The organism is Couchioplanes caeruleus, assembly GCF_003751945.1.
Taxonomy (GTDB): Bacteria; Actinomycetota; Actinomycetes; order Mycobacteriales; family Micromonosporaceae; genus Actinoplanes; species Actinoplanes caeruleus.
The window spans coordinates 4,994,348-5,020,531 of the sequence record NZ_RJKL01000001.1 but is presented as its reverse complement, the minus strand read 5'-3'; the positions used below and the strand labels follow the sequence as shown (position 1 = coordinate 5,020,531).

Here is a 26,184-nt window from a genome sequence, read left to right as displayed (position 1 = left end):
ACAGAGGTGGTGTCCATGGTGCGCCGAATCGCGTACTGCCTGATCGCTGTCGTCCTTGCCGTGTCCGGCTGTGCCGACGGCGGCGGTCCCGCCCTACCGGCCGTGTCCCGCATTCCCGTCCCGAGCGCCGGAGTCGCGGCGCCGCTCCCTCTTGACGACTATTGGCCCAGCCCCGAGCAGGAAGACACGCTGATCCGCGCGAAGCGGCTGATCGCCGACAAGTGCATGGCCGATTTCGGCCTTGACCTGTCGGGCCTGCCCGCCTTCCCGCCCTCCGCGATGACGATGACGCGCCTGCGCCGGGCCCAACTCCTCGACGAGACCCTGGCAAGCCGCTACGGCTACCACTACGACCGGTATCCCGAGGCCCCGACACAGGACGGCCCAGGCGACCGGAGTTCCGGAGGTCCGGCGCAGCGCCCGGATCCGGCGGCCGTCCAGGTCTTCCTCGGCAGGACCCGGGAATACGGCGGCAGAGCCGTTCCCGCGGGCGGCTGCCGGGACCGCGCGGAGGGCGAGCTGACCCGCGGTGCGCCCTGGCCGGATCCACAACCGGGACCCGAGGGTGTCCTCTCCATGCGCGACGAGGTGTCCTTGGAGAACTTCCTGCTCGGCCTCCGCTACCAGGCGTACGAGTCCGCGCTGCGCGACCCCCGGCTGGAGGAGGCAGCCGACCGCTGGAGCTCCTGCATGGCGCGCAGCGGCTACCGCTATCCCCACCCGGCCGCCGCGGTCGAGGACAAGCGCTGGGACACCGACGGCAAAGACATCACCCGGCCGGAGACGGACGCGGCGACAACCGACGTGCGCTGCCGGGTGACGGTGAACTACCTCGGCATTCAGGAGGCGCTGCAGGCCGCCTACGAAACGCGGCTCGTCGGCGAGCACGCCGAACCGCTCCGGCTGATGAAGCAGAATCTGGAGATCCGCCTCCGGAACGCGGCCACGGCACCCGAGCCAGCTCCCGAACCGCGCCGGCATGGCGCTTGAGTCCGGCAGGGTCACGTCAGCGATCTGTCGCGTAGGGCAAGGGCTTCTTCCGGCAGGAGCGGACGAAGACCGACGCTCGAAACCGTATAGATGATCATGAGGCCCTGGCCGGCGTCTCCACCGGTCAGGGCCTTGCGCTGAGCCCCGGTCGGAATCGAACCGACGACATCCTGTCCTCGAACAATGTGACCTTGGACTTGTCAGCGTCTGTCGGAACTTGGCGCCCTCACATGCGTCTGCCTCGCCGTCATGGCCCTCGACCCGACCGGGGCCGGCCGCCGCCGCTGGATCACCCGTGGGAAACCCGCTCTCAACGCCTTCGACCTAGCCTTCGAAGGACGCCTGTCCGCAGGCCGTAACTGACCCCTCAGCAAGATCGAGTTACACCATTTTCTTGACAGTCCCCATGCACGAGGTCGTTAGCTCTGGTCACGCGACTGGACTGCTGACAACACCGACAGCCACGCGTAAGCTTCCACCTACCGCGCGGAGTAGGCATGCTGATGCCTGAAGCTATCGAGGAAAGGTCCGGAGAGGACTAGATCCGTCCCCCGGCCTCCGTCGCCGGCTCACGGGGCGGCGACCGCGGCGGGACAACCAGGGCGCTGGCGGACGTATACCCGGGCCCGGCGAAACGACATGATCCGGCCAGCGAGCGCCGGGCGGAACAGCGTGGGGCCGGCGCGGCCGACGACGGCACAACCTCGATGGCAGTCATTCTGGGCCGGCGTGGGCTGTGGCGTTCGGCGAGCGTGGGAGGAGGGAAGTGCCGTGGCTATGAGTCTGGACGCGAGAGAGCGCCTCGATGGGCTACTGCGCAGCAAGGAGTCCGAGATCGTCAAGCGGTGGACGGCAATCTCCACGAAATCACTGGGTGGGCGGATGGCGGCCGCGGACCTGGCACGTCAGGTCAGCGAGACCTACGCGTCGTTGCTCTCCATGTTCGGCGGGCAGGATGAGGTCGAGTTGAGGGGTAAGGCCGGAGACCTGCTTCGAACCAACCTGGCCGACCTGTCGACGAACTGGGTACGGCAGGGCTTTACGCCGGGCGAAACCGCCTCGACGGTGTTCGCCCTCAAGGACGCACTCCTCGGTGTGTGGGTCGCCGACGAGGGCGTATCCGCAGAGGTTGGCAGGGATCTGGTCGACTTCAGGGAGCTCTCCCGGCTGGTCGATCAGATGGGACTGCACATCTTCGAGACGTACGCCCGAGAGCGTGAGGAGATGATCGCCGAGCAGAGCGTGCAGTTGCTGGAACTGTCCACTCCGGTGATCAAGATGTGGGACGGAATCGTCGCGGTTCCGCTCATCGGCACCCTGGACTCGGCCCGAGCGCAGGTGGTGATGGAGACGCTCCTGCAGGCGCTGGTCGACACCGGTTCGGAACACGCGATCATCGACATCACTGGGGTTTCCGCGGTCGACACCCAGGTCGCTCAGCACATCCTCAAGACGGTCGTCGCGGCGCGCCTCATGGGCGCAGAGTGCATCATCTCCGGCATCCGCCCGCAGATCGCGCAGACTGTCGTCGGCCTCGGCATCGAGTTCGGTGACATCCTGACGAAGGCGACGCTCGCCGACGCGCTCGTGCATACGCTGCGCGCCAGCGGGGTCGAGCTCGTACGCCGGGGGGCGTGATGGTCCGGGTGCCCATACTCCAGCTCGGTGACGTCCTGCTGGTCTCCATCCAGATCGACCTGGAGGACCGATCCGCGCTGCAGTTGCAGGAGCACCTCGCCCAGCGGATTGTCGACACCAGCGCGCGCGGTGTCGTCATCGACATCTCGGCTCTGGACGTGGTCGACTCGTTCCTGGGCCGGACGTTTGCCACGATGGCGGCGGTGTCGTGGGTGCTCGACACCGAGACCGTCGTCGTCGGCATGCGCCCTTCCGTCGCGATCACCCTGGTCGAGATGGGTCTGTCGTTGAAGGGCGTACGCACCGCGCTCAACCTGGATCGGGCGATGAACATACTTACGGTGCGCGCGACCGGCCGGCCGCGGGCCGTCCCGGACCGCGGCCGGCCGTCGTGGATGCCCGTCGGCGCGCCATGACAAGCCTCCAGCAGACCGAGGAGGTGGGCCGGCTGTCGATCTACCGCGAAGAGGACGTCTTGCGGGTGCGCCAAGCCGTCCGGGCGGCGGCCAACGCAGTCAGGCTGCCCTTGGTGGATCAGACCAAGCTGGTCACCGCGGCGAGCGAACTCGCTCGCAACGCGCTTGTTCACGGCGGGGGCGGCTACGCGATCATCGAGCGGCTCGGCAACGGCCGCCGCGGCGGCGTGCGGGTCGAGTTCGTCGACTCCGGCCCCGGCATCGAGGACCTGGCGTTGGCGATGACCGATGGTTACACCACTGCGAGCGGGTTCGGGCTCGGGCTAAGCGGCTCGCGGCGGCTGGTCGACCAGTTTGAGATCGACACTGGTCCGGGTAGGGGCACCCGCGTGACGGTTACAAAGTGGGCCCGGTGAGCCGCCGGCCCGCGCCGCCAGCCGCGCCGGTCCCGGAGGAGGTTGGCTGGTTCGACGTCAACACGTCCGCCGGCGCCGGGATGGCGCGGCGGGCCGCGGCGGCGGCCGCCGATCGGCTGGGATTCGACGAGACCCGCACGACGGAGGTCGCCATCGTTGTCTCCGAGGTCGGCAGCAACCTCTACAAACACGGCGACAGAGGTCGAATCGTGATCCGCTGCCTGCGAAGCGGGAGCCGCGCCGCCGTCGAGCTGGTGGCGATCGATGCCGGGCCCGGCATGGCCGACCTCGTCCTCAGCCGGCGCGACGGACACTCGACCGTCGGAACGCTGGGCATCGGAATGGGTGCGATCGCTCGACTGTCCAGCCAATATGACGCGTACTCCGGGCTCGGTCGGGGCACCGTCCTGACGGTGCGGTTGTGGTCCCACAAGTCCGACTCCACCGAGCCCACCGTCGGCGGCCTGTGCCGGCCGACCGCGGGCGAGCAGGTCTGCGGTGACAGGTTCGTGTCTCGGATGCACGTAGACGGACCGCTCATGATGGTCGTCGACGGCCTGGGACACGGGCCGCTTGCGGCGGCCGCCGCCGCCGCGGCCGTGGATGCCTTTCAGACAACGGACGCCGATGAGCCCGCGGCGATCGTGGAACACGTACACCGGAGCATCCGGCAGACCAGAGGGGCGGCGGTCGGCGCCGCCAAGCTCGACCCGACCCACCGGACAGTTCGCTTCGCCGGGGTGGGCAACATCGCCGGTTTCGTGGCCGCGGGCGCCGACCGGTGCGCCATGGCGTCGGTGCCTGGGATCGCCGGTTACCACGCGCGCAGCATCAGAGCGTTCAGCTACCGGTTGGAGCCCGACGCGATCGTGGTGATGCACTCCGACGGTGTCACCGACCGGTGGAGCCTGTCCGCCTATCCGGGCCTGGTCAAGCACAGTGCGCTGATCATCGCCGCGACCCTGCTGCGCGACGCCGGGACCCGTCACGACGACGCGTGCGTGCTCGTGGCGAAGGCGGCCTGATCATGGAGGTGACACGCCTGGAGCTGCCGCGTATGGCCGTGCGGACCGAGCGTGATGCTTTCCTCGCCCGGCAGCGGGGGCGCGAGATCGCGGCGGCGTTGGGCATGCAACGGCTGGACCAGGTACGAGTGGCCACCGCGCTGAGCGAGGCGAGCCGGCGGCTGCTCGGCCCGGCCGGCGGCATGTGCGTAACCTTTGATCTTCGGGCAGAGCCCGAGCCGGCGCTCGCCATCGTGCTGGAAGACTTCGGCCAGCACCTCCCTCCGGGTGTGCGCGACTCGGAGGGACTCGTCGCCGCTGGGCGACTGATGGACGCCGTCGAACTGGTCGATGCCCGGTCCGGACCGATCGTCCTGATCAGGTACCTACCCCTCGCCGCGGCGCACATCGACCCGGGGCGCCTGGCGCGGCTGCGCGCGGATCTGGCGATCAGCGTGCCGACGAGCCCGCTGGACGAGCTGACGGTACGCAACCAGTGGCTGGCGGCCGCGCTGGAGGACGCACTGGCGGAGCGGGAGGAGTTACGCCGGCGGGGTGCTGAGCTAGACCGGCGGGGTGCTGAGCTAGAGCAGACCAGCCGCGGCGCCATGACGCTGTACAGCCAGCTCGCCCAGGAACTGGCACAGACCAACCGGGGCGTGGTCGCCCTGTACGCCGAGCTCGACGAGCGGTCGGCTCAGCTACGGGCGGCGAGCGAAGCCAAGAGCCGATTCTTCGCCAACGTGAGTCACGAGTTGCGCGCCCCGGCGACCGCGATCATCGGGCTGGCCCAACTCCTGCAAGATCCGAGATCGCAGGCGCTCACCGACCGGCACTTCGCCCAGCTTCGGCTGATCCAGACGGCAGCGGCAGACCTGCTCGGCCGCGTCAACGACCTGCTCGACCTGGCCAAAGCCGAGTCGAACCGGATCGAGCCACGCTGGGGCCCGGTCGACCTGCGTACCCTCTTCGGCCAGCTTCACGGCATGTTACGACCGACGGCGCGGGCCGGCGTCGAACTCATCGTCAGCGACCCGCACAGCGGGCACACGATCGTCACCGACGAGGTTCTCCTGGCCCAGATCCTACGGAACCTGTTGACCAACGGCCTGAAGTTCACCGAGGAGGGCGAGGTCCGCCTCACTGCCGTGCCGCACCCGTCGAGCGACCGAATCGATCTGGTCGTCACGGACACAGGGATCGGCATTCCCGAGGGCGAACAAGAGCGGGTTTTCGAGGAGTTCCACCAGGTGCGCGGCTCGCTGCAGGTCGGCACCACGGGCACCGGCCTCGGATTGCCGCTCGCCAGGCGGCTGACCACGCTCTTGGGCGGCGAGCTGACGATGCGCAGCAACCCCGGCGTGGGAAGCACCTTCACCGTAACCCTTCCGACGAGGCCCGCTGCGGACCGGGAGGGGCCAGAGGACGACCGGCCGCGGATCGGTCAGGGGCTCATCGTCGACGACGACCCCGCGTTCCGCCAGGTATTACGCAACGCGCTCGACGGCTTGGCGGACACCGTCGTGGAGGCGGAGGACGGCCGGGCGGTCCTCGACATGGACTCCCGGCACCGACCGGACGTGATCTTCCTTGACATGTGCATGCCCGATGTCGACGGCGTCGAAGTCCTGGCCGCGCTGGCCGATGACGAAACGCTGCGCGACGTCCCGGTCATCGTGGTCACCGCGCTCGATGTCGGCCAGATCGACTCCGCCAGCGTGGCCCACGCTGCGGTGGTGCTGGACAAGTCCAAGGTCAGCCGGCGTGCGGTCGAGGCGGCGTTACGCGAAGCGCTTGCCCGCCGGCGGTATGAGGCGGGCCCGTCCCCGCCAGCACCTGGCGCTCATGTACCCATGATGCCACTCTGAGTGAGGGTATGCCGTCGCAGCGCAGGCTTCCTGGCTGACCAGGTGCTCGCGCCCGCCGGATTGCGGGGACCGAGGCCGAGATCCGGGGTTGCCACTCGGATGGGGGAGGCCCGTGACGATGTGCGGGAACGGTGACCACCTGCCCGCCACCGACCGGGCGGAAGGTCTCGATCGCGACTTCGACCTGTCCTCGATCCGGCGGCTGCGCGACGAGGTGAGGGCCTGCGGCATCGCCTACGGCCTGGCTGACCTGCGGCTGGCAAAGTTCGTACTGGCCGTGAACGAGGTAGCGACCAACGCGGTACACCATGGCGGCGGTCGTGGTCACCTGCATCTGTCGCGGGACGGCTCTGACCTATGGTGCCGCATCACCGATCAGGGCCCCGGCTTTCCGCAGCAGCGCCGCACCCGTCAGTCGCGCCCCCCGCCCGTGTCGGCGGTGGAGGATCTATCCGGTGGCTACGGTTTGTGGCTGGTTCAACAGGTGTGCACGGAGGTCCGCATCGCCTCGACAGCCCACGGTACCGAGGTGGTGTTGCGCTATTCCTTGTCCGCCGGCTGAAAGCCCAACAGCTCGGATAGCCGGAAGACGGCGATCAGCGCCTCCGTGTACCCATCGGCGTTGGTGATCATCATGCGGTAGCCCGCCCGCGTCGCGGTGTCTCGCACAGCCAGCAACGCCCGCAGGCCCGCGACGTCGCAGAAGCTCACCTGCGAAAGATCAAGCTCCAGTAAGCCCTCCAGTACACGCACCCCGCCGTCGGGCAGCAGCGCCTCGACCTGGGTACGAAATCGGTCCACGGTCAGTAGATCCACCGGTCCGGAGACCGTGGCCAGTATGACGCCGGCCCGGCACGGCTCGACCGCGGTGATGGTCAATGGCTGGGACGTTTTGCTCATGATGCTTCTCCATCCCGCCGCACCGAAAGCTCTGCCTGCTGGTCAGCTCGGGTATCCGCTGCGCGACCCTTTCCTGACTATTCCGAGCCCACCGTCCCAGTGTCACGGGACGCTACGTCCCGTTTCGGTGGGTCCCTGTCCCAACCCGCTCGGGTCGCGACGGCGCTCCGGCCACGACAGCGCACTCCTCGCCCCACGACCGCGGGTCCGGAGTAGGTTAAGCAGGACGCCGATGCGGGATGCACCGCATTAACCGGGCAGGTTACACATGATCCGAGCACGCATGGCAACCAGCGCGTCGGCGATGGGCCATGGGTGACCGCATCCGGGTCCTGGTGGCCGACGACTACCCCATCATTCTGGAGGGGCTCAGGACTCTCATCGAGATCACGCCGACGCTGGAGCTGGTGGGTGCCGCGGCGACCAGTGCCCAGGCGGTCGAGATGGCCTCCGCCTCCGGACCCGACGTGGTCGTGATGGATATCCGGATGCCGGACTTCTCGGGGATCGACGCCACCCGACGGATCGTCGCGGCCCGCCCGGACGCCAAGGTACTGATCTTGACGATGCTCGAACACGACGACTACGTCTTCGCCGCGATACGGGCGGGGGCGCACGGTTACCTCCTGAAAGGCTCCGACCCGACCACCATCGCCCAGGCGATCACGGCCGTCGCCAGCGGTCAGGCGGTCTTCGGTCCCGGCATCGCGTCGCGCATCATCAGCTACTTCGCGCATCCGCCGCCGACCATCGCTGGCCATCCGTTCCCTGAACTCACCCATCGGGAGCGGCAGATACTCGCCCTGGTCGCGAAGGGACTCGGGAACGCCGCCATCGCCCGGGCCCTCAGCATCGAGTCAAAGACCGTCCGCAACTACGTCTCGAATATCCTCGCCAAGCTGCACGCGGCCGACCGGGTCGAGGCCATCGAACGCGCCAAGGAGGCCGGACTCGGGTGATGCCACGATGGTGGCGTCGCGCCACGCGTGTCTGCGCGAGATGGACAAGACGGCCGATGACGAGCGCACGGTTGAGCCTCACCCCAAGGTCGATGCGCCACTGACCTGGAAGAACACTATCTGTCCGTGTATGGGACCGAGCACGACCGCGGACGGGTCCTCCGCCCGGCCGGCCTTCTCCCTCGCCTGGCAGCGCAGCAGATCATGGATGATCTGGTCGGTGCCGTCGTCGCGCCACAACGCGAAGTAGTAGTACGTCGCGGACTTCGGTGGCAGGTCATGCGGCAGGTACGCCCACTGACACCCGGTGCGATTCTGATAGAAGATCGCGTTCACGATCTCCCGCAGCTCGTAGAGGCCCTGATGCCCCGACACCGACGGATGCCGGGCCTTCCACGCCGTCAGGAACGGGCCGACCACCGCCCACTGCTCATCGGTGAGATCGCTCGGGTAAGCCTTCCGTTCGCCCAGGCCCAGCCCTACGCAGCCCGGCACCGGCCAGCCTCACCACCAGCCGGAACACCACGCCATCGAGCGACGACGAACTACCAGAACCTCACGAACCGGCCTCTCACACACACCAGCTAGGGCCCAACCTGCCCAAAACACTCAGTCGCCAATGGACGACCGAGCCCGGTGGCTGCATTCGATCGACAACGCCGCGCTGACCCAGGCCTACGCCGTCGTCTCCGCGGTCGGTCACCCGCACCAACTCGGGATCGGCCTGCTGTCCGGCGTCCTCGGTAGCGGCGGCGCGGCTCTGCTCGCGGCCGCCGGACGGATCAGCCGCGCCGCCTGGTGCCGCTGGTTCATGCTCGCCGTCGCGGTCGTCCTGGCCGTGCACTCCACCGCATTGGTCGGCCTGGACGGCGGCGCCACCACAGTCTGCGCATTCCTGTTCCTGGCCCCACCCCCGCTGATCGCCCCTCACCGCGCCGCCCGCTCCGCGGTTCCCGTCCTGGGCCTGTTCTCCTCCCTCATCCTCGCCACGGCAGTCCTGGTCGGCGCCGATAGCTGGTGGTTCGTAGCCACCCACTTCGGCGGTGCCCTGGCCGCCGCAACGGTGTGCGCTCCCCAGAGAGTCAGATTCTCGGCCGCCGCTACATGAAGTCGAGACCGGGGCGGATCAGGCCGGATTCGTAGGCGAAGATGACGGCCTGGGTCCGGTCCCGCAGCCCGAGCTTGGCCAGGATCCGGCCGACGTGCGTCTTGACCGTCGCGTCGGCGACCTGCAGCCGCTCGCCGATCTCGTTGTTCGACAGGCCCTGAGCGAGCAGCAGCAGCACCTCGCGCTCGCGGTCGGTCAACTCGGGCACGTCGCCGGGCGCACGGGCCGGCGGTGGCGCGAGCCGGTCGGCGAAGCGGTCGAGCAGCTGCCGGGTGATCCGCGGGGCCACCACCGCCTCGCCGCCGGCCACCGTCCGGATCGCCGCCAGCAGATCGTCCGGCGGCACGCTCTTGAGCAGGAAGCCACTCGCGCCGGCTTGCAGAGCGGCGAACGCCTCCTGGTCGGTGTCGAACGTGGTCAGGACCAGCACCCGCGGCTGCGGGCCGGCGGCGCAGATGTGCCGGGTCGCGGCCACCCCGTCGAGTACCGGCATCCGCAGGTCCATCACCACGATGTCGGCCTCGATGCCCCTCAGCAGCCGCAGCGCCTCGGCGCCGTCGCCGGCCTCACCGACGACCGTCATGTCCGGCTGCCGGTCGAGCACCATGCGGAACCCGGCCCGCACCAGTTGCTGGTCGTCGACCAGCACGACCCGGATCACACCTCCACCGCCCGTTCCGCCGCCCCGCCGATCGGGATGCTCGCCCGCACCCGCCAGCCGCCGTCCGCGCGCGGTCCGGCCACGAACTTGCCACCGTACAGCTGCGCCCGCTCGCGCATGCCGACCAGGCCGAACCCGCCGGGCCGGGGCGGCGCCGCACCCCGGCCGTCGTCCTCGACCTCGACCTCGATGGCGTCCGGCCGGTACCAGACGTGCACGGTGGCGACCGGATGACGGCCGGCGTGCTTGAGCGTGTTCGTCAGCGACTCCTGCACGATCCGGGTGACCGCGAGCGCGACCCCGCCGGGCATTGCCGGCGCGACGCCGTCCACCACCAGGTCGACCGCGAGGCCGGCGCCCCGGGCCCGCTCGACCACGGTCTCGATCTGTTCCGGCACGGCCTGGCTCGGACCGCCCGCGTCACCGGCGTCACTGCGCAGGTGCTCGACGAGCTGCTGGATCTCGGCGAGCGCGTCACGTCCGGTCATGCTGATCGTTTGCAGCGCCTCGCGCGCCTCGCCGGGGTCCTGGTCGAGCACGTACGAGGCGCCGTTGGCGTGCAGGACGATCACCGACAGCGAGTGGGCGACGATGTCGTGCAGCTCCCGGGCGATCCTCGTGCGTTCCTCGGCCACGGCGATCTGCGCCAGGTGCATGCGATCGCGTTTGGCGCCGGCCCGGCGTTCCTGCGCGATGGTCCGCTGCTGCTGGATGAGGCGCACGATCAGGGCCGCCGCCCAGATCACCGCGCTGAAGGCGGCTACCTGACCGAACGCCTCAAGCGCGTCGAGCAGCTCGAACCGCCTCCAGCCCAGCCACGGAGGCGGCCGCATCATGACGAGGGCGGCGCTGAACAGCAGGGTCGCCAGGCCGGCGCCGGCCGCCATCAGGAAGTTCGGTACGTACACCAGCACGGCGTACAACGCGAAGCCCAGGGTGACCAGCGACATGCCCACGTGCAGTCTTGTGCCGTGCACCTGGACCACCGCGGCAATGGCGCACAGCACCATCACCGCAGCGAGGACAGGCAGCGGCCGGTGCCGCCGCCACATCAGCACACCGCCGGCCAGGCACCCGAAGAGCAGCCCTCCCCACGGGAACTGGTGCCACCACCAGGTGGCGACCACGGCCACCGTGCCCGACACGATCACGTCGGTCACCATCGCGTATTGCCGTGGTGCACCTCGCTCGTCCATTCCGCCCCCCGGTCGGTTGGTTCCGGTCCGCCATTGTGCGCCTCATTCGGTGCGCAGCTCCTGGACCCGGGTGAAGCGGAACAGCAGCGGCAAGCCGGCCGCGGTGACCGCGAGCACCACGGCGATGGCGGTGGCGGTGAGCCCGGCGATGGCCACCTCGTCGAACTCGATCGGTCCGTTCGTGGCGGCCAGCAGCGCCGCCGACAGGCCGCTGCCGACCGACACGGCCAGGGCGAGCCCGAGTACGGCCGGGATCGCGCTCTGATAGAGCAGCGACATCGAGAGGACCCGCCGGGGCGTGCCGAACGCGGTGAGCATGGCCAGCAGCCGCCGGCGTTCGCGGAGCTGCTCGACGCTGCTCACCAGCAGGCTGGCCCCGATGAAGATCAGCAGCAGGACGGCTCCGGCCTGAGCCGCCTGGGCCGCGCCGGCGAACTGGTCGGCCACCCGACGGTCACCGAACACCTCGACCGTGGCCGCCGGCGCCAGCCGGGTCGTGACGTTGCGGACCCGTTCGATGGCGTCCGGGTCGCCGGCGTCCAGCGACACGAGGAGTCCGTCCTGGTTGAGGCCGCGCAGAGATGGCTCGATGCCCACCGCCTTCGGGGTCGCCAGGTACTCCCACAAGCCCAGCTTGATGTTGCTGTACCGGGTCACCGTGGTGATTTTCGCCGGCACCGTCGGGCGGGACAGGGCCTTGTCGCCGGCGTAGTCGTACAGCTGGACGGCGGTGCCCGGGCTCAGCGATGCCCCGTCCGATCCCGGCATGCGCACAGCGAAGATGTCACCGTCGGCGCACGACGGCAGGGCGGCGGCCTGCCGCAGCACGTCGCAGTCGCCTACCCGCACCCCCGCATGGGGCTGCTCGGGTCCTTCGATCCGCAATTTTCCGTACGCCGTCCGGCCGACCTCGCGGACGCCCTCGACGCCGCCGAGTGCCTCGGCCCAGCCGTTGGTGTCCCCGCTGTCGCTGAAGACGACGGCCGCGAAGCGATCAGCGGGAGGCTGCGCCGCCAGGTTCGCCGTCACCGAGGCGTTGAGGATGCCCTGGAAGGCGATGATCCCGGCCACCGACACCGCGATGCCGGACACGGCCCGCACCGCGGTGTCGCTGTCCAACTGCAGGCGGCGCACCGCCAGCTGCCATGCCACGCCCGACGCGCGGAGCCGGCGGACCACCGCCGGGACCAGCCACGGCAGCAGTACCACGACGCCGATCAGGAGCAGGGCGACCCCGATGGCGACCTGGCCCAAGGAGGCCCCGGCGCGGTTGCCGCCGAGCAGCGGGACGAACAGCGCCGCCCCGATCGCCGGCGGCATCAGCCGCCACCACAGCCGGCGACGCTTGGCGCCGGCCTGCCGCACCACCCCGAGCGGCTCGATGACGACTTGGCGCAGGGCGGCCAGGGTTACCGCCACGGCCGCGGCCGGCACGAAGCCCGCGATCAGCGCGGCCGATGCGGTCGGCGGGCTCATGTCCGAGGTGAACGGGGCGAAATCCGCGGGCAGCAGCTCACCGGCGAGTGGGCGCACGGCCAGGAACATCAGGGCGCCCAGGCCGAGCCCGAGGACGGCGCCGACCAGGCTGTCGCCGGCCGCGATCCGGTGCGTCATCCGGCCGTCGGCACCGACCAGCCGGATCGCCGCGAGCTGGCGTTCCCGGGCCGAGCTGCCGAAGCGCACCGCGGTGATCAGGAAGATCAGCACCGGCACCAGCATGATGACCGCCCCGACCACCGCCAGCAACAGGAACTCCGCCCGGACCGTGCCGGCCGGCCGGCCGCCGAACGAGCTGACCCGCACCGTGTTCTCGCCGCCGGCCAGGTCACCGGAACCGACGTACACGTACACCTCGCGCGGGCCGGCCAGGCCCGGCGGCGCGATCGTGCCGGCCACCCGCGCCGACCACCGCGCGCCGAGCACATCCCCGCCGGGGCCGTCGAGCAGCTCCGCCAGGGCCGGCGACACGAACATCTCGCCTGGCGCGGGCAGCCGGGGCAGACCGGGCGGCACCGGCGCGACAGGGCCGTCCGCGCGCACCATCCGGCCCCGAACGGGCTGGTCACGGAAGCGCGACTCGATGGTCCGGACCAGCAGTCCGCCCTTGTCCGTGGTGTGGGTCAGGCCCCGGTCACTGCGCCGCTGCTCACGGTTCCCGCTCGCGGTGGGCACCGAGGCCACCAGCAGCAGCATCGCGACGCCCAGGCCCACGCCGGTCGCGATCATGGCGAGCCGCAGCCAGCCGGACCGCCCCGCGGCGATGCTCAGCCGCACCCCGAGCATCAGATCCCTCATCGGACGGCCCCCATCTCGTGTCGGCCGGTTCGCGCCTCGCTTACCTGGCCGTCGCGAACCACCGCCTCGCGATCGGCGTACCGGGCGATCCGCGGTTCATGGGTGACCAGCACGACCGCGGTTCCGCGCTCCTTGGCCGCGCCGATCAGCAGGTGCATCACCCGCTCCCCGTTGCGCGAGTCGAGCGCGCCGGTCGGCTCGTCGGCGAAGATCACCTGGGGGCCGGCAATCATCGCGCGGGCGATCGCCACCCGCTGACCCTGCCCGCCTGACGCCTGACCGGGGCGCTTGTCCGCCACGTCGGCGACCTCGAGCCGGGCCAGCAGCTCGGCCGCCCGCCGGGCCGCCTTCACCCGCCGCACACCGTCCAGCCGCAGCGGCAGGGCCACGTTCTCCAGGCAGGTGAGCTCGGGCACGAGCTGACCGAACTGGAAGACGAACCCGAAGGTCTGCCGCCGCAGCGCGCTGCGTTCCTGGTCGGACAGGTCGGCCAGGTTCCGGCCGGCGAAGCTCACCTGCCCCTCGTCCGGCGGGATGATCCCGGAGAGGCAGTGCATCAGCGTGGACTTGCCCGAGCCGGACGGCCCGGTCAGCGCAACAACCTCACCGGCGCGTACTCCCAGCGAGGCGCCATCGAGTGCCCGCGTGACACCGTACGACTTGACCAGCGCATCGGCGTGCAGCAGCGGTTCGGCGGGACTACTTCCATCGGTCTGAACTGGCATGACCATGAACCGTAGGGCTCTCGATCAGTGAGAGCGTCCCCGAAAAGAATGAGGGCTTCCGTACGACCTAAGACTTACGCCGTACCAGCGAGGCCGCATTTTTGTACCACCGGAGACCTCGTGCCGAGCGTAGCGGCAGCGAGGCGACACGACCTGACGACGTGCAGTGGACGGTGCTCAAACCGGTGCTGCCTGCGGGAACGGGTTGAGATCGGCCACGCAGACCCTGACGGTCGTGGACCGGGCAGGTCTCGTATTCGTCGGGACTTCGGTAACCGAGTTCCTTCTGGAATCGTCGGGTGTTGTACCAGATGTCGATGTAGGTGAAGGTCGCGTCCTCGGGCTTCGTCGCGGGTTCGCCACGAGGTTCGGCGTGGCACAGCGATCGCGGCGACGGGGGCGGCTGCGCCAGGGCTTAGTAGCCGGACACGGACACGTCCAGCACGCGGCAGCACAGGTCGACGGAGAAGCTCGCTTTCTGCAGCGGATCCGGGCTGATCTCGAACGACATGGTGATACCACAAGGATCTATGCCAACTTTGTGGGCGGTCTGGAACGAGCCGAGCTCGCCTGGCAGGTCCCGCCAAGGTGAGCAGGTGCGGTACATCCACACGATGGCCTCAAGGGTTCGGCGATGGTCGGCCCACCGCCGTCCGCGCACCAGACGGACGGTTCCTGATCTACATCTCTTCAACCTCAGCGCTCGGTTGATGCGGACGGTGTAGCTTGATCCACTCGCTGACGTCGTACTCGAGCCAAATCTGCCAGGCGACAGATCTCTTGTCGCACCAAAGCCGTCTACCGTAGGTCCCTCTCGTGGGACGCTGTGTCCAGCAGCCTTGGGGGCAGCGAGTCGTTCTGGCGGCCACCCGAGTCGCTTCATCGCCAGTGGGCGAACGCCGATGGCTTCTTGCCGCCGTGGGGCGGCTGCACTCGGGTCTGGAGTGACGGGCATGGACAGCAGTGGCGCGCGGGTTGACACTCCGGTCGAGCTGCGGTTGCGAGAGCAGGTCGCGCTGCGGCGGGCGGCGCTGTCGGATCGGGTGTGCTGGGCGGTAGCCGGAGCCGGGGTCGTCTGGCTCGGGCTCTACGCGGTGCTGACGGCGCTGGCGCAGGACAGTCCACGGCTGGCCTGGTTCCAGGGCAATGTGCTTTACCCCGTTCCGATGCTCGTGGCAGTGGTGCTGAGCGCGATGGCCGCACGGGTCAGTCAGGGCCGTGGGCGCGCGATGTGGCGGCTGTTGTTCGCGGTAGGTGTCTGCTCGCTGGCGGGCGACCTTATCTGGACGGGCTACGGGCTTGTCACGGCCGGTGGTCCGCCGACCCCGTCGATCGCCGACGCGGCGTATCTGCTCGCCAACGTGCTGACCGTCCCGGCGATCGTGATCGGCTTCGGCGCCGCCCATGTGCTGCGCCGCGCGCGCGGGCTGCTCGACGCGGCGCTGATCGCGGTCGGGCTGGGTGCCGTGGGCTGGCCCCTGCTGATCGCCCCGCAGCTGCCCGACAGCTTCGACCTGGATGCCGTGGTCGTGGTCGCCTATCCGCTGCTGGACGTGATGATCCTCGCCACCCTGGCAGCGGTGGGCTTCGCTGGTCACCGGCTCGTGCCCTACCCGGTGCTGCTGATGGCGGCGTCGTACTTGGTCATGGCGGTCACCGACTGTGTGTTCACCTACGTCGCGGTGGTGCACACCTACACCGACGGCAGCTGGTTGAACGTCCCCTGGCAGGCGCGCCGCGTGCTTATCGTCCTCGCCGCGCTGGTGGCCGTGCGCCACCGCAGCGAGGCCCGGGTGGCACGGTTCGACCGCGACCTGGCCTTTCCTGCGGTACTGGTGGCCGTGTTGTCTGTCGCGGCCCTGGTCGGTGCCGAGCAAGTACGCAACGGCCGGGTCGGCGGCGGCACGCTCGGCGTCGCCGCGTTCGTCTGCGGCGGGCTGCTGGTACGGCAGCTGTTCACCACCCGCGACCGTACCCGGCTGGCCCACGAGCTCCAGGTCTCGCTGCAGGAGCAGGAGCGCCTCGCCGTCACCGACTCCCTCACCGGTCTGTACAACCGGCGGTTCTTCCAGGAGATGCTCAAGTTGGAGTCGGAACGAGCCGTCCGTGCCGACGAGCCGATGGCGCTCATCGTGGTGGATCTCGACCGCTTCAAGCAGATCAACGACACGCATGGCCACCCCACCGGTGACGCCGTCCTGGTCCAGGTCGCCGACCGGATCCGGCAAGCCGTGCGGAACAGCGACATCGTGGCCCGCTACGGCGGCGAGGAATTCGTGTGCCTGCTCCCCGGGGCCGGCGAGGAGGCAGCGGCCGAAGTCGCCGAGCGGGTCCGCTGGTGCGTGCGCCGCACCCCGATCCAGACCGGGCCGGGCCACGAGATCGCCGTCACGGCCTCGCTGGGCTTCGCCGTCACCACGTCCGTCACGACCGACGGCGCGGGCACCGACGGCATCGATGTCGAGCGCCTGGTCGCCGCGGCCGACCGGGCCCTCTACGAAGCCAAGGCCGGCGGTCGCGACCGGGTGGTCAGCGCGGACCGTCCCCTCGCGACCCCGATCGAGGAGGACATCGCGCTGCCGGCGGGACTGCTGTGGCTCGCTGACCAGGTCGACGCCGAGCACGGCACCGGTCAGCACAGCGCGGTAGCCCGCTGGTGCCTTGCCGTCGGTGACCGACTCGGCCTGGACATGGCCACGCTTCGCGCCACGGCCGCCGCCGGACGACTGCACGACATCGGCAAGATCACCGTAGACGAGGCGGTCCTGCGCAAGCCGGGGCAGCCCGACGCCGACGAATGGGCACAGCTGCGCTGCCACCCGCAGGAGGGCGCCCGGCTCGTGGCTAACCTCGGCGAACACGGCGACCTGGCCTCGCTGATCGCCGCCCACCACGAACGCTACGACGGCACCGGCTACCCGCAGGGCCTCGCCGGTGAGCAAATCCCGATCGGCGCGCGCATCATCGCGATCTGCGACGCCTGGGCAGCGATGCGCACCGACCGGCCCTACGCCCGCGCCCTGACCACCGCCGAGGCCCGCGCCCAGATCGAGCTCGGCCGGGGTGGGCAGTTCGACCCGACGGTGGCCGACGCGTTCCTCGCGCTGCTGGACGAGGGCGTCATCGACGACATGCCACCGGCCCGCGCTGTCCCCCGCGACGACGCAAGGGCTCGCTAGATCGCCGCAACCGTTCATGGTCCCGTTTACGGGTGGTCGTCGCAGGCCCCGGCCGCCGAGCGGTCATGCCGTCGCGAGAGTGGCGGTCTGTGCCAGGACGGCGCTGATGTCGTTGCGTAGCTGCCGAGGCGAGAACGGCTTGGACAGCCAACGGGTGATCAGCCCGTCCCGGTCGAGGTCCGGGTCAGCCGCCGCGCTGAGCACCACGATCGGCGCGGCTGCCGTGGCCGAGGCCCTGCGGCGACGATCAGGTTCGTCGGACCGTCGGATTCGCGATGGTCGGGGCTGTCGTCGTGGGCGCGGTCGTCGTGGGCGTGGGGGTCGGTGCCGTCGTTGCGGGGGCCGTGGTGGGAACGGTCGACGGTGTCGCTTCGCCGGTGTGCGTGTACGCCCGCACGTAGTCGACCAGCAGCCGCCGCGGGAACGTCGTGCTGGCGTCCGGGTCGCCGGGCCAGCTGCCGCCGACCGCCAGGTTGAGCAGCAGGGAGAACGGGTGCTCGAAGACCCAGGTGTTGCTGCCGACGGAGGCCGGTGTGGCCCGGTGGTACTCGACGCCGTCGATCTGCCAGACGATGAGGCCGGGTCTCCAGTCCACCGAGAACACGTGGAAGGCGTCGGAGAGCGGCGCGCTCAGGGTCTTGGACGACTGAATGCCCGCGGCCGCGGAGTAGCCGGGGCCGTGGATGGTGCCGTAGACGGTGTTCGGCGCCTTCGCGCCGAGGTGCTCGAGGATGTCGATCTCGCCCGAGGCCGGCCAGCCGGCCGTGCCGATGTCGTCGCCGAGCATCCAGAACGCCGGCCAGATGCCCCGCCCGCCGGGCACCTTGATCCGCGCCTCGAACCGGCCGTACGCCTGGGTGAACTTGCTCGCGGTGATCAACCGCGCCGACGTGTACTGGCAGGCGCCGTACCAGCATTCATAGCCGGCCGGATTCTCCTTGCGGGCGGTGATGACCATGTTGCCGGTGCCATCATGGGCGGCGTTGCTCGTGCTGGTGGTGTACCACTGCCGCTCCTGGTTCGCGGCGCCGGGCTCGCCGGTCTCCATCGTCCACTTGGTCGCGTCGACTGGCGTGCCGGCCGGGGCGTTGAACTCGTCGCTCCAGGTGAGCTTGGTGGTGGCCGCGCCGGCCGAGTCGTGGCGGGAAGCCGCGTAGAGGCTGCCGCTGAGGGCGGCCGCGACGGCCAGCGTCGCGACGAGTTTCCGTGAGCTACGCATGGGTGATGCCTTTCGAAGGAAGTTTGGAAGCGCTTCCTGTCAATGACCGTCCCACCGTGCGCCACGTCGCCAACCCCAGTCAAGGCCACCGCGGGCATCTCTCTCGATGTTTTTCCAGTTCACGAGCGCTTCGTGAGGACCTGCGTGACTTTCGGTCAGCTTTCCTTAATGAAGCTTTTAATCTTGCTGAAGCCTCGAACAGGAAGCGCTTCCAGTAGGCGGTCAAGCGGATTCGCGGACGGCCATGCGGGTGGGGAGGATGAGCGGCGCCGGCTGCTGGCCGTCGAGCAGGGCCACCAGCATGCGGGCCGCCTCCCGCCCCAGCGCCTGCACCGGCTGGTGCACGGTGGTCAGCCGCGGCTCGGTGTGCACCGCGATCGGCAGATCGTCGAAGCCCACCACCGCCACGTCGCCGGGAACGGTACGTCCCGCGTCGCGCAGCGCCCGCAGCGCACCCGCGGCCATGTTGTCGTTCGCGGCGAACACGGCGTCGAGATCTGGATGCGTCCGTAGCAGCCCTCGCATGGCCTCGGCGCCGCCGGACTCCGTGAAGTCGGCCGGCTCGCTGGCGTACGGGGCGAGTCCCGCCAGCACCAGAGCCTCGGTGTATCCCCGACGGCGGGCCTGGGTGACACCGGTGTCGGCGGGTCCGGTGATCATGGCGATGCGGCGGCGTCCGCCGGCGACGAGGTGCTCGGTGGCCGCCCGCGCGCCCCCGACGTTGTCCACGTCGACATACCAGGGCGGGGTGCCGTGCAGTGGCCGTCCGCCGAAGACCGTCGGCAGCCCGGACTCCGCGGCGGTGCCGATCAGCGGGTCGTTGCCGCGCAGCGCCATCAGGATGACGCCGTCGGCACCCCGCGTACGCAGGAAGCTCTCCAGCCGCTGCTGGCCGTTGCCGGTGGTGGCCAGGCTGAGCACCAGGTGCAGGTCGGTCTGCTCGAGCGCGGCCGAAACCCCGACGATGACCTGCGCGAAGAAGGGGTCCGCGAACACCTCGGGCCCGTCACCGGAGACCGCCAGCACCACCACGCCGGTCTGCCGGGTCGCCAGGGCCCGGGCCGCCCGGTTGGGGGTGTAACCGAGCTCCCGGATCGCCTTCTCCACCGCGTCCCGCTTGGCGCGGCTCACGTGCGGCACATTGTTGATCACGCGGGACGCGACCGTCCGCGACACCCGCGCCCGCTCGGCGACCTCGTCCAGGGTCGGGGGCCGCCGGGGCGAGGCCGGTGTCGCCATTCGTCATCCCATCAGCGGCGCCTATTGATCTCCAGGCCAGTGTAGGACCTCAAGAGACCGTCACCCGCGCCAGCGCGGCCTGGATGTCGCCGCTTTCGGCGAAGGCCAGGACGACGAGCATCCGGGTGCGATTCAATGGGCCACCCTCAAGATGATCTTGCACCTCAGGGCGAGTCTGGCGAGCCCGGTGGCTCGATGGTTGCGGGGCTCCAGGCATGACGGCTGTCGACTGCCCCGTGTCGGTGAACATACCGGCGCGGCGGCGTACGCGTGGGTGAAGCGCACGCCGTCGACGGCGAGCCGGTCGATGTTCGGTGTCTCGTTGAACGTATTGCCGTAGCAGCCGAGTTCTCGCCGGGCGAGGTCGTCGATGATGATCACGACGAGGTGAGGTCGCCCGGCAGCGGCCACGGCATCCCTGGCGATCGCGTCGTCGCTCGCCGGTGCGGCCATCGCGTCAGGCGGCGTCGCGGCTGCTGGAGCTGCCGCGGCGAGCCCGCCGAGGCCGCGCAGGACCGACCGGCGTTTCCAGTTGTTCGTTGCCATGCTGCACTTCTCGGAGTCGGTAGGTCAGTTCCCGCAGCAGGTGACACCGGAGCATGTGGTGATCACATCGAGGCGTCGGGTCAGGTCGGCTCGGATCGATGCATAGGCTGGTTCGGTGTAGACGTTGACCTTTTCTCGCGGATCCGTGATCAGGTCGTACAACTCGCGTTCGCCGTTGTCGTGCTCGAGCAGCTTGTACGCGGCGGTACGGATGCCGCGGACCGTCGCGTCGGGGACGTCGTAGTACTCCTCGTCCACACCCATCAGCGGTACGTCGCGCCTTCACACCTCGGCCGGATTCTTCAGTAGGGGAAGCAGTGATCGTCCGTCGAGCGGCCGGGCCGGATCTGCGCCGGCCACGTCCATGAGGGTGGCCGGCAGGTCGGCGTTGGTGACGAGGGTGTGCGAGACCGCTCCCCGTTCGGCGCCGAGTCCGGGGGCACGGATCATGAGGGGGACGCGCAGTGCCGCCTCGTACGGGATGCGTTTGCCGTAGGTGATGCGGTGTTCCCCGAAGAACAGACCGTTGTCGGAGGTGAACACAAACATCGTCCGGTCCAGCTCGCCGGTGGCTTTCAGCGCGGCGACCATCTGACCGACGGCCTCGTCGACGGCGAGCAGGCTGCGTAGCACGGCACGGTACCGCTGGGTGATCGTGTCCTCCACGGCCGGGGTGAAAGAGGGTAGGCCGCGGATCCACGACGGCTTGTCGGACACGTCGGCCTCGTTGTACGGCAATGCCTTGTCGGGATGAGCGTTCGGGAACGCGGAGCTGTGACGTGGCGCGGGAATCGGGTTCTCGCCGATGCCGTTACGCACCTGGGTGTGCGGCGCCAGCGGAGCCAGCGTGAGGAACAGGGGCGCCTCGTGCGGCACGGTACGCCCGATGACCTCGACGGCCCGGCGCGCCAGTACGTCGGTCTGATAGTCACCCGGCGCGTGGCCGTACTGCCGGATCGTGCCGTTCTCGCTCAGCTTGTAGTCGTAGTACTGATAGGTGGTCGGGTCGACCAGGCCGTACCACTCGCTGAAGCCCTGCGGTATCGCCGTCTGGTGTTGCTCGCTGTGGGGTGCGCAACGCGTCACATCAACAACGCAGCCCAATCCGAGTCGACATAGCCAACCATGAATGGCTCGACGTCATCACTTTCCGCGCTGGGAAGGTAACGCAAACCGTGTCGATCTGGCGTCTACCTCCTGCCCTGGCCGGCGCTCCTGTACGGGGTGGAGGTTTGATGCAGGCAGAGACGCCGCCGGACGGCTTTGCCGAGTTCGTCGAGGCGAACTCGGCCGCCCTGCTGCGTGCTGCATGGTTGTTGACTGGCGACTCGGGGAAGGCGGAGTCCGGAGCTGAACCCGACCGAGGGCCTGTGGGCGCACCTCAAGCACGGGATCGGCAACCTCGCCGCGTGCACCACCGACCAGCTCGCCGCCTTGGGCCGCACCGGGGCAGCGGCGATCCATAGGCAGTGGCCACACCCGGGCGCAGGCAGATGGAACCCGATCGCCCACAGGCGTTATCGGGGGGCGGTTCGAAACAGCATTGATAAACATGAGGCCCCGAACAGCTTCTCCGCTGGTCAGGGCCTTGCGCTGAGCCCCCGGTCGGAATCGAACCGACGACATCCTGTTTACAAGACAGGTGCTCTGGCCAACTGAGCTACAGGGGCGCGGGCCCCAGCATAGCCGCTGACGTCCGTACGGGCGGAAACGCCCAGCGACCGGCTTGTCCTTGGCAAAACATGAAGAAACCTTTACGGTGGCGAGGCGTGTGTGGTGCGCCACACCGTCGTTCCTCCCACTCGGATCGTCCGGCACGTTCCTGCCGGTGGAAAGGAAGTCGATTCCCCATGGCTACCGTCACGTATGACAAAGCCTCCCGGATCTATCCCGGGGCCGAGCGTCCCGCCGTCAACGAGTTGAGTCTCGAGATAGGCGACGGCGAGTTCCTCGTTCTGGTCGGCCCCTCGGGTTGTGGCAAGTCCACCAGCCTGCGCATGCTCGCCGGCCTCGAGGACGTCGACCGCGGCCGGATCCTCATCGAGGGCAAGGACGTCACCAATCTGCCCCCGAAGTCGCGCGACATCGCGATGGTCTTCCAGAACTACGCCCTCTACCCGCACATGTCGGTGTACGAGAACATGGCGTTCGCCCTGAAGCTGCGGAAGACCCCGAAGTCGGAGATCGACCGCCGGGTCAAGGAGGCCGCCGCGCTGCTCCAGCTCGAGGAGTACCTGTCGCGCAAGCCGAAGGCGCTCTCCGGCGGTCAGCGGCAGCGTGTCGCCATGGGCCGGGCCATCGTCCGCGAGCCGCAGGTGTTCCTCATGGACGAGCCGCTGTCGAACCTCGACGCCAAGCTGCGCGTCCAGACCCGTTCGCAGATCGCGACGCTCCAGGCCAAGCTCGGCATCACCACCGTCTACGTGACCCACGACCAGGTCGAGGCCATGACGATGGGCCACCGGGTGGCGGTCATGCTCGACGGCGTGCTCCAGCAGTGCGACACCCCGCGCGCCCTGTACGACACCCCCGGCAACGTCTTCGTCGCCGGCTTCATCGGCTCGCCGGCCATGAACATCAAGACCGTGCCGCTGGCCGAGGCGGGCGCGAACTTCGGCCCGCTGGCCGTGCCGCTGACCCGGGAGCAGGCCACCGCCGCGCAGTCCGGCGGCGGCCGGATCACCGTCGGGTTCCGCCCCGAGGCCACCGACCTGGTCGCGCCGACCGCGGGCGGGCTGCCGATCGTCGTCGACCTGGTCGAGGACCTGGGTTCGGACGCCAACGTCTACGGCCACGCGGCCCTCGACGGCGGTTCGGAGCGCTTCGTGGTCCGCACCGACCGGCGCGGCATGCCGACGATGGGCGAGACGGTGTTCATCAAGCCGCAGGCCGACCACGTGCATCTCTTCCACGCCGAGACAGGCCAGCGCATCTGACGCTCGACAAGGGCGGCTTCCCGGTGGGAGGCCGCCCTTGTCGCGTCTCAGGACGCGAACGTGTGCAGGACGAAGTCCTTCTCGGCGACGCAGGCCAGGTGCTTCTGGTCCCACGCGCAGGTCGCCGACCGTACGCCGGCCAGCGAGCCGAGCGGCACCGCGGCGTCGCCGACGTGCTCGCCGGAGAGTCCGGGATCGTCGGGCGAGGTGGAGAGCGCCTTGGAGAAGTGCAGCACGTTGCCGCCGTCGAGCCGGCCGGCCGCACCGGCCCGGGTCCACGCGACCGTGCCCCCGGCGTCGAGGAGCGACACCTGAGCGGGTGAGCTGTTCTGGGTGACGAGCACGGCGTCGCCGACCGGCACCAGTTTCTCCGCCTGCGGCAGGGGCCGCGACCATTGCGCGCCGCCCTTGGCCACGTCGACCGCCACCACGTGAGCGGTCTTGGCGTCGTACCCGGTCGTCTGCACGAAGCAGACCCGGTCGTCGCCGCAGGCGGTGAGGCGCTCGATCTGGCGGTTGTCCGGGGCGGTGTACGGAACCTCGGGCTCACCCAGCTTGTCGAGGTCGTAGACGAGGATGCGGCGGGTGTTGCCGGACTCCGCCACGATCAGCCGCCCGTGGTGGGCGATGACCTCGTCGTCCGGGTCGGCGACGCTGGGCCGCGGCGCGGTCACCTCGTCACCGGTGCCGGCGTCGAGGACGCGGGCCGAGCGGTCGGCGCCGATCTGCACGAGGCGTTCGTCGTCGTCCATCGGCTCGGCGAACGGGACCCCGCCGGTGGTGGCGGCCCCGGCGAGATCGCCGGAGGTGGTGGCCGTGACGACCTTGGTGGTGCTCTGGCCGTACTGGGATTTCGGGTTCTTCTGGTCCCATGCGACCCAGCCGCGGCGGCGGACCTCGAGCCCGACGACCCGGCTCTCGGCGCGGTCGACGAGAACCGCGGTGTCTCCGGTGAAGAGCATGCTGTCGTCGCTCGCGATCCGCCGCTCCCACATCTTGTTGCCATGGCCGGGGTCGAGCAGGACCATCCGCCGGTCCCGGGTGTCGGAGTCGGTAGCGCTGATGGCGACGACCGCGTGCGGGAGCGTGAAGAAGAACTCCCAGCGGTCGGCGACTCCGGCTTCGGTGCTGCGCCACAGCGTCTCACCGCTGTCCGCCGCGGCCGCAACGACGCCGAGCTGCCCCTGGTCATCGGCGCCGGCGAAGTAGGCGCGTCCGTCGCGCAGCGCGGCAGCGGAGAAGGACGAGGTCAGCGGCGCCACCGGAGCGATCCGCCGCGGCTCGCCGAGCGGCTGGTAGTCCAGCGCGGAGTAGCCGGGCCAGAACAGCGCTACGACGGTCGCGGCCACACCCAGCACGACGACGGTCGCGGCGGAGACGATCCAGAGACCTTTTCTCCGGTACGCCGGAAGCGCCGGTTCCGGCGGCGGCTGCGCCGACGCGAGCCACGGGTCGCCGGTCGGCTGGATGGGGGTGGGCGACACGGAGGCACCGGAGGTCGGCAACGTGAAGGTTTCACCGTGGGCGGCGGCCAGCGCGACCGCCTCCCCGGTGGCCCACGGGTCGACCGGCTCGGCATAGCTCGGCTCGCCGGTCGGCTCGACCGTCGGCGCGGCCGGAGAAGGCGGCGGCGCAGACGAAGTCTCGGCCACGGAAGCCGACGGAGAGGCCGGAGTCCCGACCACGGAAGCCGACGGAGAGGCCGGAATCGCGGCCGGGGAAGCCGGAGAGACCGGCGCCGGGGGCGGAGTCGCGGCCAGGATCGCTCCCTCGGCCACGGGCAGTTCGGGCTGCTCGAGCACCGTCGGCGCGACGCCCAGCTCGCTGTGCAGCAGCCGCGCCACCAGCGGCACCCGCGACGAGCCGCCGACCAGGAACAGCCCCGCCAGGTCCGCCGGGGTCAGACCCGCTGCCTTGATCACCACGCCGGCCTCGGCGACGCCGCGGCGCACCAGCGGCGCCGTCACCAGCTCCAACTCGTCGCGGGTCAGGTGGACGGCATGCTCCAGGCCCGGGACCGCCACCGGAGCCTGCGCGGTCCTCGAGAGCATCTCCTTCGCACCGCGGACGTCGTCCCAGAAGTGCCGCCGGGCCCGCCACTGGGCGAGGGTGACCGGCTCTCGCAGGGCGGCCCAGGCGGTGGGCTCGGACGCCGCCAGTTCCATGCCCAGGTGGTCGACCAGGGCCGCGTCGATGTCCAGGCCGCCGAGGTCGTCCAGCCCACCGGAGGCGATCACCGCGAACCGCCCCCGGCCGTCCGGCGCGGTGCCCTCGTTGCGCACCACGGCGACGTCCAGCGTGCCGCCGCCGAAGTCGAAGACGGCCAGCGTCGCACCGACCGGCACCGGGCGCCGCAGCACCTCGGCGAAGTAGCGGGCCGCCGCGACCGGCTCGGGGACGAGCTGGGTCTCCGGCGGCCAGCCCGCCAGGGCGAGCGCGCGGGTCAACACCTCGCGGCGCGCCGTGCCCCAGGCTGCGGGATGGGTCACGACCGCGGGCGGCAGGAGACCGGCGGCCGCGACGGCCTCCCGGGCGACGGCCTCGAGGAGGGCAGCGAGCAGCTCGGGCACCGGCACCTCGGCGTCGCCGAGCAGGATGGTCGCCGCGTCGACGTGCCGCTTCGGGTGGGGTTCGAGCCGGGCCGGTTCCGCGTAGCCGAGCCGGACCGCGTCCTGGCCGACGTGCAGGCGACCGTCGGCGTCCCGGAAGACGGCGGACGGCAGCAGCGGCCGGCCGTCGAAGAGCAGAGGCCGGACCCGCCCGTCGGGCCAGCGCAGCATGGCGACCGTGTGGGACGTGCCCAGGTCAACACCGAGCATGCGCTGCCCCTCCGCCAACGGACGACTCGGCCCGCCACGTTACAGGGCGGGCCGGGCCACCCGCCGCCGC

General features: G+C 70.1%; 21 protein-coding genes, 1 tRNA gene and 4 pseudogenes. 12 read left to right on the top strand and 14 right to left on the bottom strand.

Features of this window, described 5'->3' with window-relative positions; all coding sequences use genetic code 11:
• The first annotated feature begins 15 nt into the window (after positions 1 to 15).
• From EDD30_RS22295 to EDD30_RS22260, 8 genes and pseudogenes are all read left to right on the top strand, one after another.
• On the top strand, positions 16 to 990 hold the full coding sequence (locus EDD30_RS22295) for a hypothetical protein (protein WP_071807858.1): 975 nt from the start codon (positions 16 to 18) through the stop codon (positions 988 to 990).
• Positions 991 to 1,200: 210 nt separating this feature from the next.
• Positions 1,201 to 1,353, top strand: a pseudogene (locus EDD30_RS40790) (IS256 family transposase); the annotation flags it as partial.
• Positions 1,354 to 1,767: 414 nt separating this feature from the next.
• Positions 1,768 to 2,628: an STAS domain-containing protein gene (locus EDD30_RS22285; RefSeq protein ID WP_211277912.1), complete on the top strand. Its 861-nt coding sequence runs from the start codon at positions 1,768 to 1,770 to the stop codon at positions 2,626 to 2,628.
• Complete coding sequence (locus EDD30_RS22280; RefSeq protein ID WP_071807856.1) at positions 2,628 to 3,044, top strand: STAS domain-containing protein; 417 nt, start codon at positions 2,628 to 2,630, stop codon at positions 3,042 to 3,044. Before EDD30_RS22285 ends, EDD30_RS22280 begins: the two co-directional genes overlap by 1 nt.
• Positions 3,041 to 3,460 carry an anti-sigma regulatory factor gene (locus tag EDD30_RS22275; RefSeq protein WP_071807855.1) on the top strand — a complete coding sequence of 140 codons (420 nt, stop codon included), beginning with the start codon at positions 3,041 to 3,043 and terminating at the stop codon, positions 3,458 to 3,460. Before EDD30_RS22280 ends, EDD30_RS22275 begins: the two co-directional genes overlap by 4 nt.
• Complete coding sequence (locus EDD30_RS22270; RefSeq protein WP_244945361.1) at positions 3,457 to 4,485, top strand: SpoIIE family protein phosphatase; 1,029 nt, start codon at positions 3,457 to 3,459, stop codon at positions 4,483 to 4,485. The genes EDD30_RS22275 and EDD30_RS22270 overlap by 4 nt, the downstream gene beginning before the upstream one ends.
• Before the next feature lie 2 nt (positions 4,486 to 4,487).
• Positions 4,488 to 6,332 (top strand): ATP-binding protein, encoded by a 1,845-nt coding sequence (locus tag EDD30_RS22265; RefSeq protein WP_071804938.1) that lies wholly within the window; start codon positions 4,488 to 4,490, stop codon positions 6,330 to 6,332.
• Positions 6,333 to 6,450: 118 nt separating this feature from the next.
• On the top strand, positions 6,451 to 6,894 hold the full coding sequence (locus tag EDD30_RS22260; protein WP_071804968.1) for an ATP-binding protein: 444 nt from the start codon (positions 6,451 to 6,453) through the stop codon (positions 6,892 to 6,894).
• Here EDD30_RS22260 and EDD30_RS22255 read toward each other — a convergent pair.
• Positions 6,873 to 7,211 carry an STAS domain-containing protein gene (locus tag EDD30_RS22255; RefSeq protein WP_170047230.1) on the bottom strand — a complete coding sequence of 113 codons (339 nt, stop codon included), beginning with the start codon at positions 7,209 to 7,211 and terminating at the stop codon, positions 6,873 to 6,875. The two genes, EDD30_RS22260 and EDD30_RS22255, sit on opposite strands and share 22 nt — an antisense overlap.
• A 356-nt stretch (positions 7,212 to 7,567) precedes the next feature.
• Between EDD30_RS22255 and EDD30_RS22250 the strand changes: the two genes are divergently transcribed.
• Complete coding sequence (locus EDD30_RS22250) at positions 7,568 to 8,191, top strand: response regulator (protein WP_244945360.1); 624 nt, start codon at positions 7,568 to 7,570, stop codon at positions 8,189 to 8,191.
• A gap of 138 nt (positions 8,192 to 8,329) precedes the next feature.
• Here the strand turns inward: EDD30_RS22250 and EDD30_RS22245 are convergent.
• Positions 8,330 to 8,662, bottom strand: a pseudogene (locus tag EDD30_RS22245) (transposase); the annotation flags it as partial.
• Between the two features lie 148 nt (positions 8,663 to 8,810).
• Between EDD30_RS22245 and EDD30_RS22240 the strand changes: the two are divergent.
• Positions 8,811 to 9,299: a hypothetical protein gene (locus EDD30_RS22240; protein WP_071804944.1), complete on the top strand. Its 489-nt coding sequence runs from the start codon at positions 8,811 to 8,813 to the stop codon at positions 9,297 to 9,299.
• Here the strand turns inward: EDD30_RS22240 and EDD30_RS22235 are convergent.
• The 5 genes and pseudogenes from EDD30_RS22235 to EDD30_RS42070 all read right to left on the bottom strand — a co-directional run.
• Positions 9,292 to 9,960, bottom strand: a complete 669-nt coding sequence (locus EDD30_RS22235) for a response regulator (RefSeq protein ID WP_071804946.1) — start codon at positions 9,958 to 9,960, stop codon at positions 9,292 to 9,294. The two genes, EDD30_RS22240 and EDD30_RS22235, sit on opposite strands and share 8 nt — an antisense overlap.
• Positions 9,957 to 11,120, bottom strand: a complete 1,164-nt coding sequence (locus EDD30_RS22230; protein ID WP_211353756.1) for a sensor histidine kinase — start codon at positions 11,118 to 11,120, stop codon at positions 9,957 to 9,959. The genes EDD30_RS22235 and EDD30_RS22230 overlap by 4 nt, the downstream gene beginning before the upstream one ends.
• A 78-nt stretch (positions 11,121 to 11,198) precedes the next feature.
• Positions 11,199 to 13,451, bottom strand: coding sequence for an FtsX-like permease family protein (locus EDD30_RS22225; RefSeq protein WP_071804950.1), 2,253 nt, complete (start codon positions 13,449 to 13,451; stop codon positions 11,199 to 11,201).
• Positions 13,448 to 14,176, bottom strand: a complete 729-nt coding sequence (locus EDD30_RS22220; protein WP_071804972.1) for an ABC transporter ATP-binding protein — start codon at positions 14,174 to 14,176, stop codon at positions 13,448 to 13,450. Before EDD30_RS22220 ends, EDD30_RS22225 begins: the two co-directional genes overlap by 4 nt.
• A gap of 550 nt (positions 14,177 to 14,726) precedes the next feature.
• Positions 14,727 to 15,059, bottom strand: a pseudogene (locus EDD30_RS42070) (transposase); the annotation flags it as partial.
• Positions 15,060 to 15,129: 70 nt separating this feature from the next.
• Between EDD30_RS42070 and EDD30_RS22205 the strand changes: the two are divergent.
• Positions 15,130 to 17,355 carry a bifunctional diguanylate cyclase/phosphohydrolase gene (locus EDD30_RS22205; RefSeq protein ID WP_071804952.1) on the top strand — a complete coding sequence of 742 codons (2,226 nt, stop codon included), beginning with the start codon at positions 15,130 to 15,132 and terminating at the stop codon, positions 17,353 to 17,355.
• Positions 17,356 to 17,418: 63 nt separating this feature from the next.
• Here the strand turns inward: EDD30_RS22205 and EDD30_RS39285 are convergent, their stop codons facing one another.
• The 6 genes and pseudogenes from EDD30_RS39285 to EDD30_RS22175 form a co-directional block, all read right to left on the bottom strand.
• The gene (locus EDD30_RS39285) at positions 17,419 to 17,562 is read right to left on the bottom strand and encodes a hypothetical protein (RefSeq protein WP_170047232.1); all 144 of its coding nucleotides are present in this window, start codon (positions 17,560 to 17,562) and stop codon (positions 17,419 to 17,421) included.
• A 40-nt stretch (positions 17,563 to 17,602) separates the two neighbouring features.
• Positions 17,603 to 18,574 carry a glycoside hydrolase family 16 protein gene (locus EDD30_RS22200; RefSeq protein WP_071804954.1) on the bottom strand — a complete coding sequence of 324 codons (972 nt, stop codon included), beginning with the start codon at positions 18,572 to 18,574 and terminating at the stop codon, positions 17,603 to 17,605.
• Positions 18,575 to 18,796: 222 nt separating this feature from the next.
• On the bottom strand, positions 18,797 to 19,813 hold the full coding sequence (locus EDD30_RS22195; RefSeq protein ID WP_071804955.1) for a LacI family DNA-binding transcriptional regulator: 1,017 nt from the start codon (positions 19,811 to 19,813) through the stop codon (positions 18,797 to 18,799).
• 132 nt (positions 19,814 to 19,945) lie between these two features.
• Positions 19,946 to 20,359, bottom strand: a complete 414-nt coding sequence (locus tag EDD30_RS22190) for a sulfatase-like hydrolase/transferase (protein WP_084556319.1) — start codon at positions 20,357 to 20,359, stop codon at positions 19,946 to 19,948.
• A 24-nt stretch (positions 20,360 to 20,383) separates the two neighbouring features.
• Positions 20,384 to 21,445, bottom strand: a pseudogene (locus EDD30_RS22180) (sulfatase-like hydrolase/transferase).
• A gap of 510 nt (positions 21,446 to 21,955) precedes the next feature.
• Positions 21,956 to 22,029 (bottom strand) — tRNA-Thr (locus EDD30_RS22175).
• A 180-nt stretch (positions 22,030 to 22,209) separates the two neighbouring features.
• On the opposite strand from EDD30_RS22175, the gene EDD30_RS22170 reads away from it, so the two are divergent.
• Positions 22,210 to 23,295 (top strand): ABC transporter ATP-binding protein, encoded by a 1,086-nt coding sequence (locus tag EDD30_RS22170; protein ID WP_071804963.1) that lies wholly within the window; start codon positions 22,210 to 22,212, stop codon positions 23,293 to 23,295.
• 47 nt (positions 23,296 to 23,342) lie between these two features.
• On the opposite strand, the gene EDD30_RS22165 is transcribed toward EDD30_RS22170, so the two are convergent.
• Positions 23,343 to 26,114, bottom strand: a complete 2,772-nt coding sequence (locus EDD30_RS22165; protein WP_123678460.1) for an Hsp70 family protein — start codon at positions 26,112 to 26,114, stop codon at positions 23,343 to 23,345.
• Between the last annotated feature and the right edge of the window lie 70 nt (positions 26,115 to 26,184).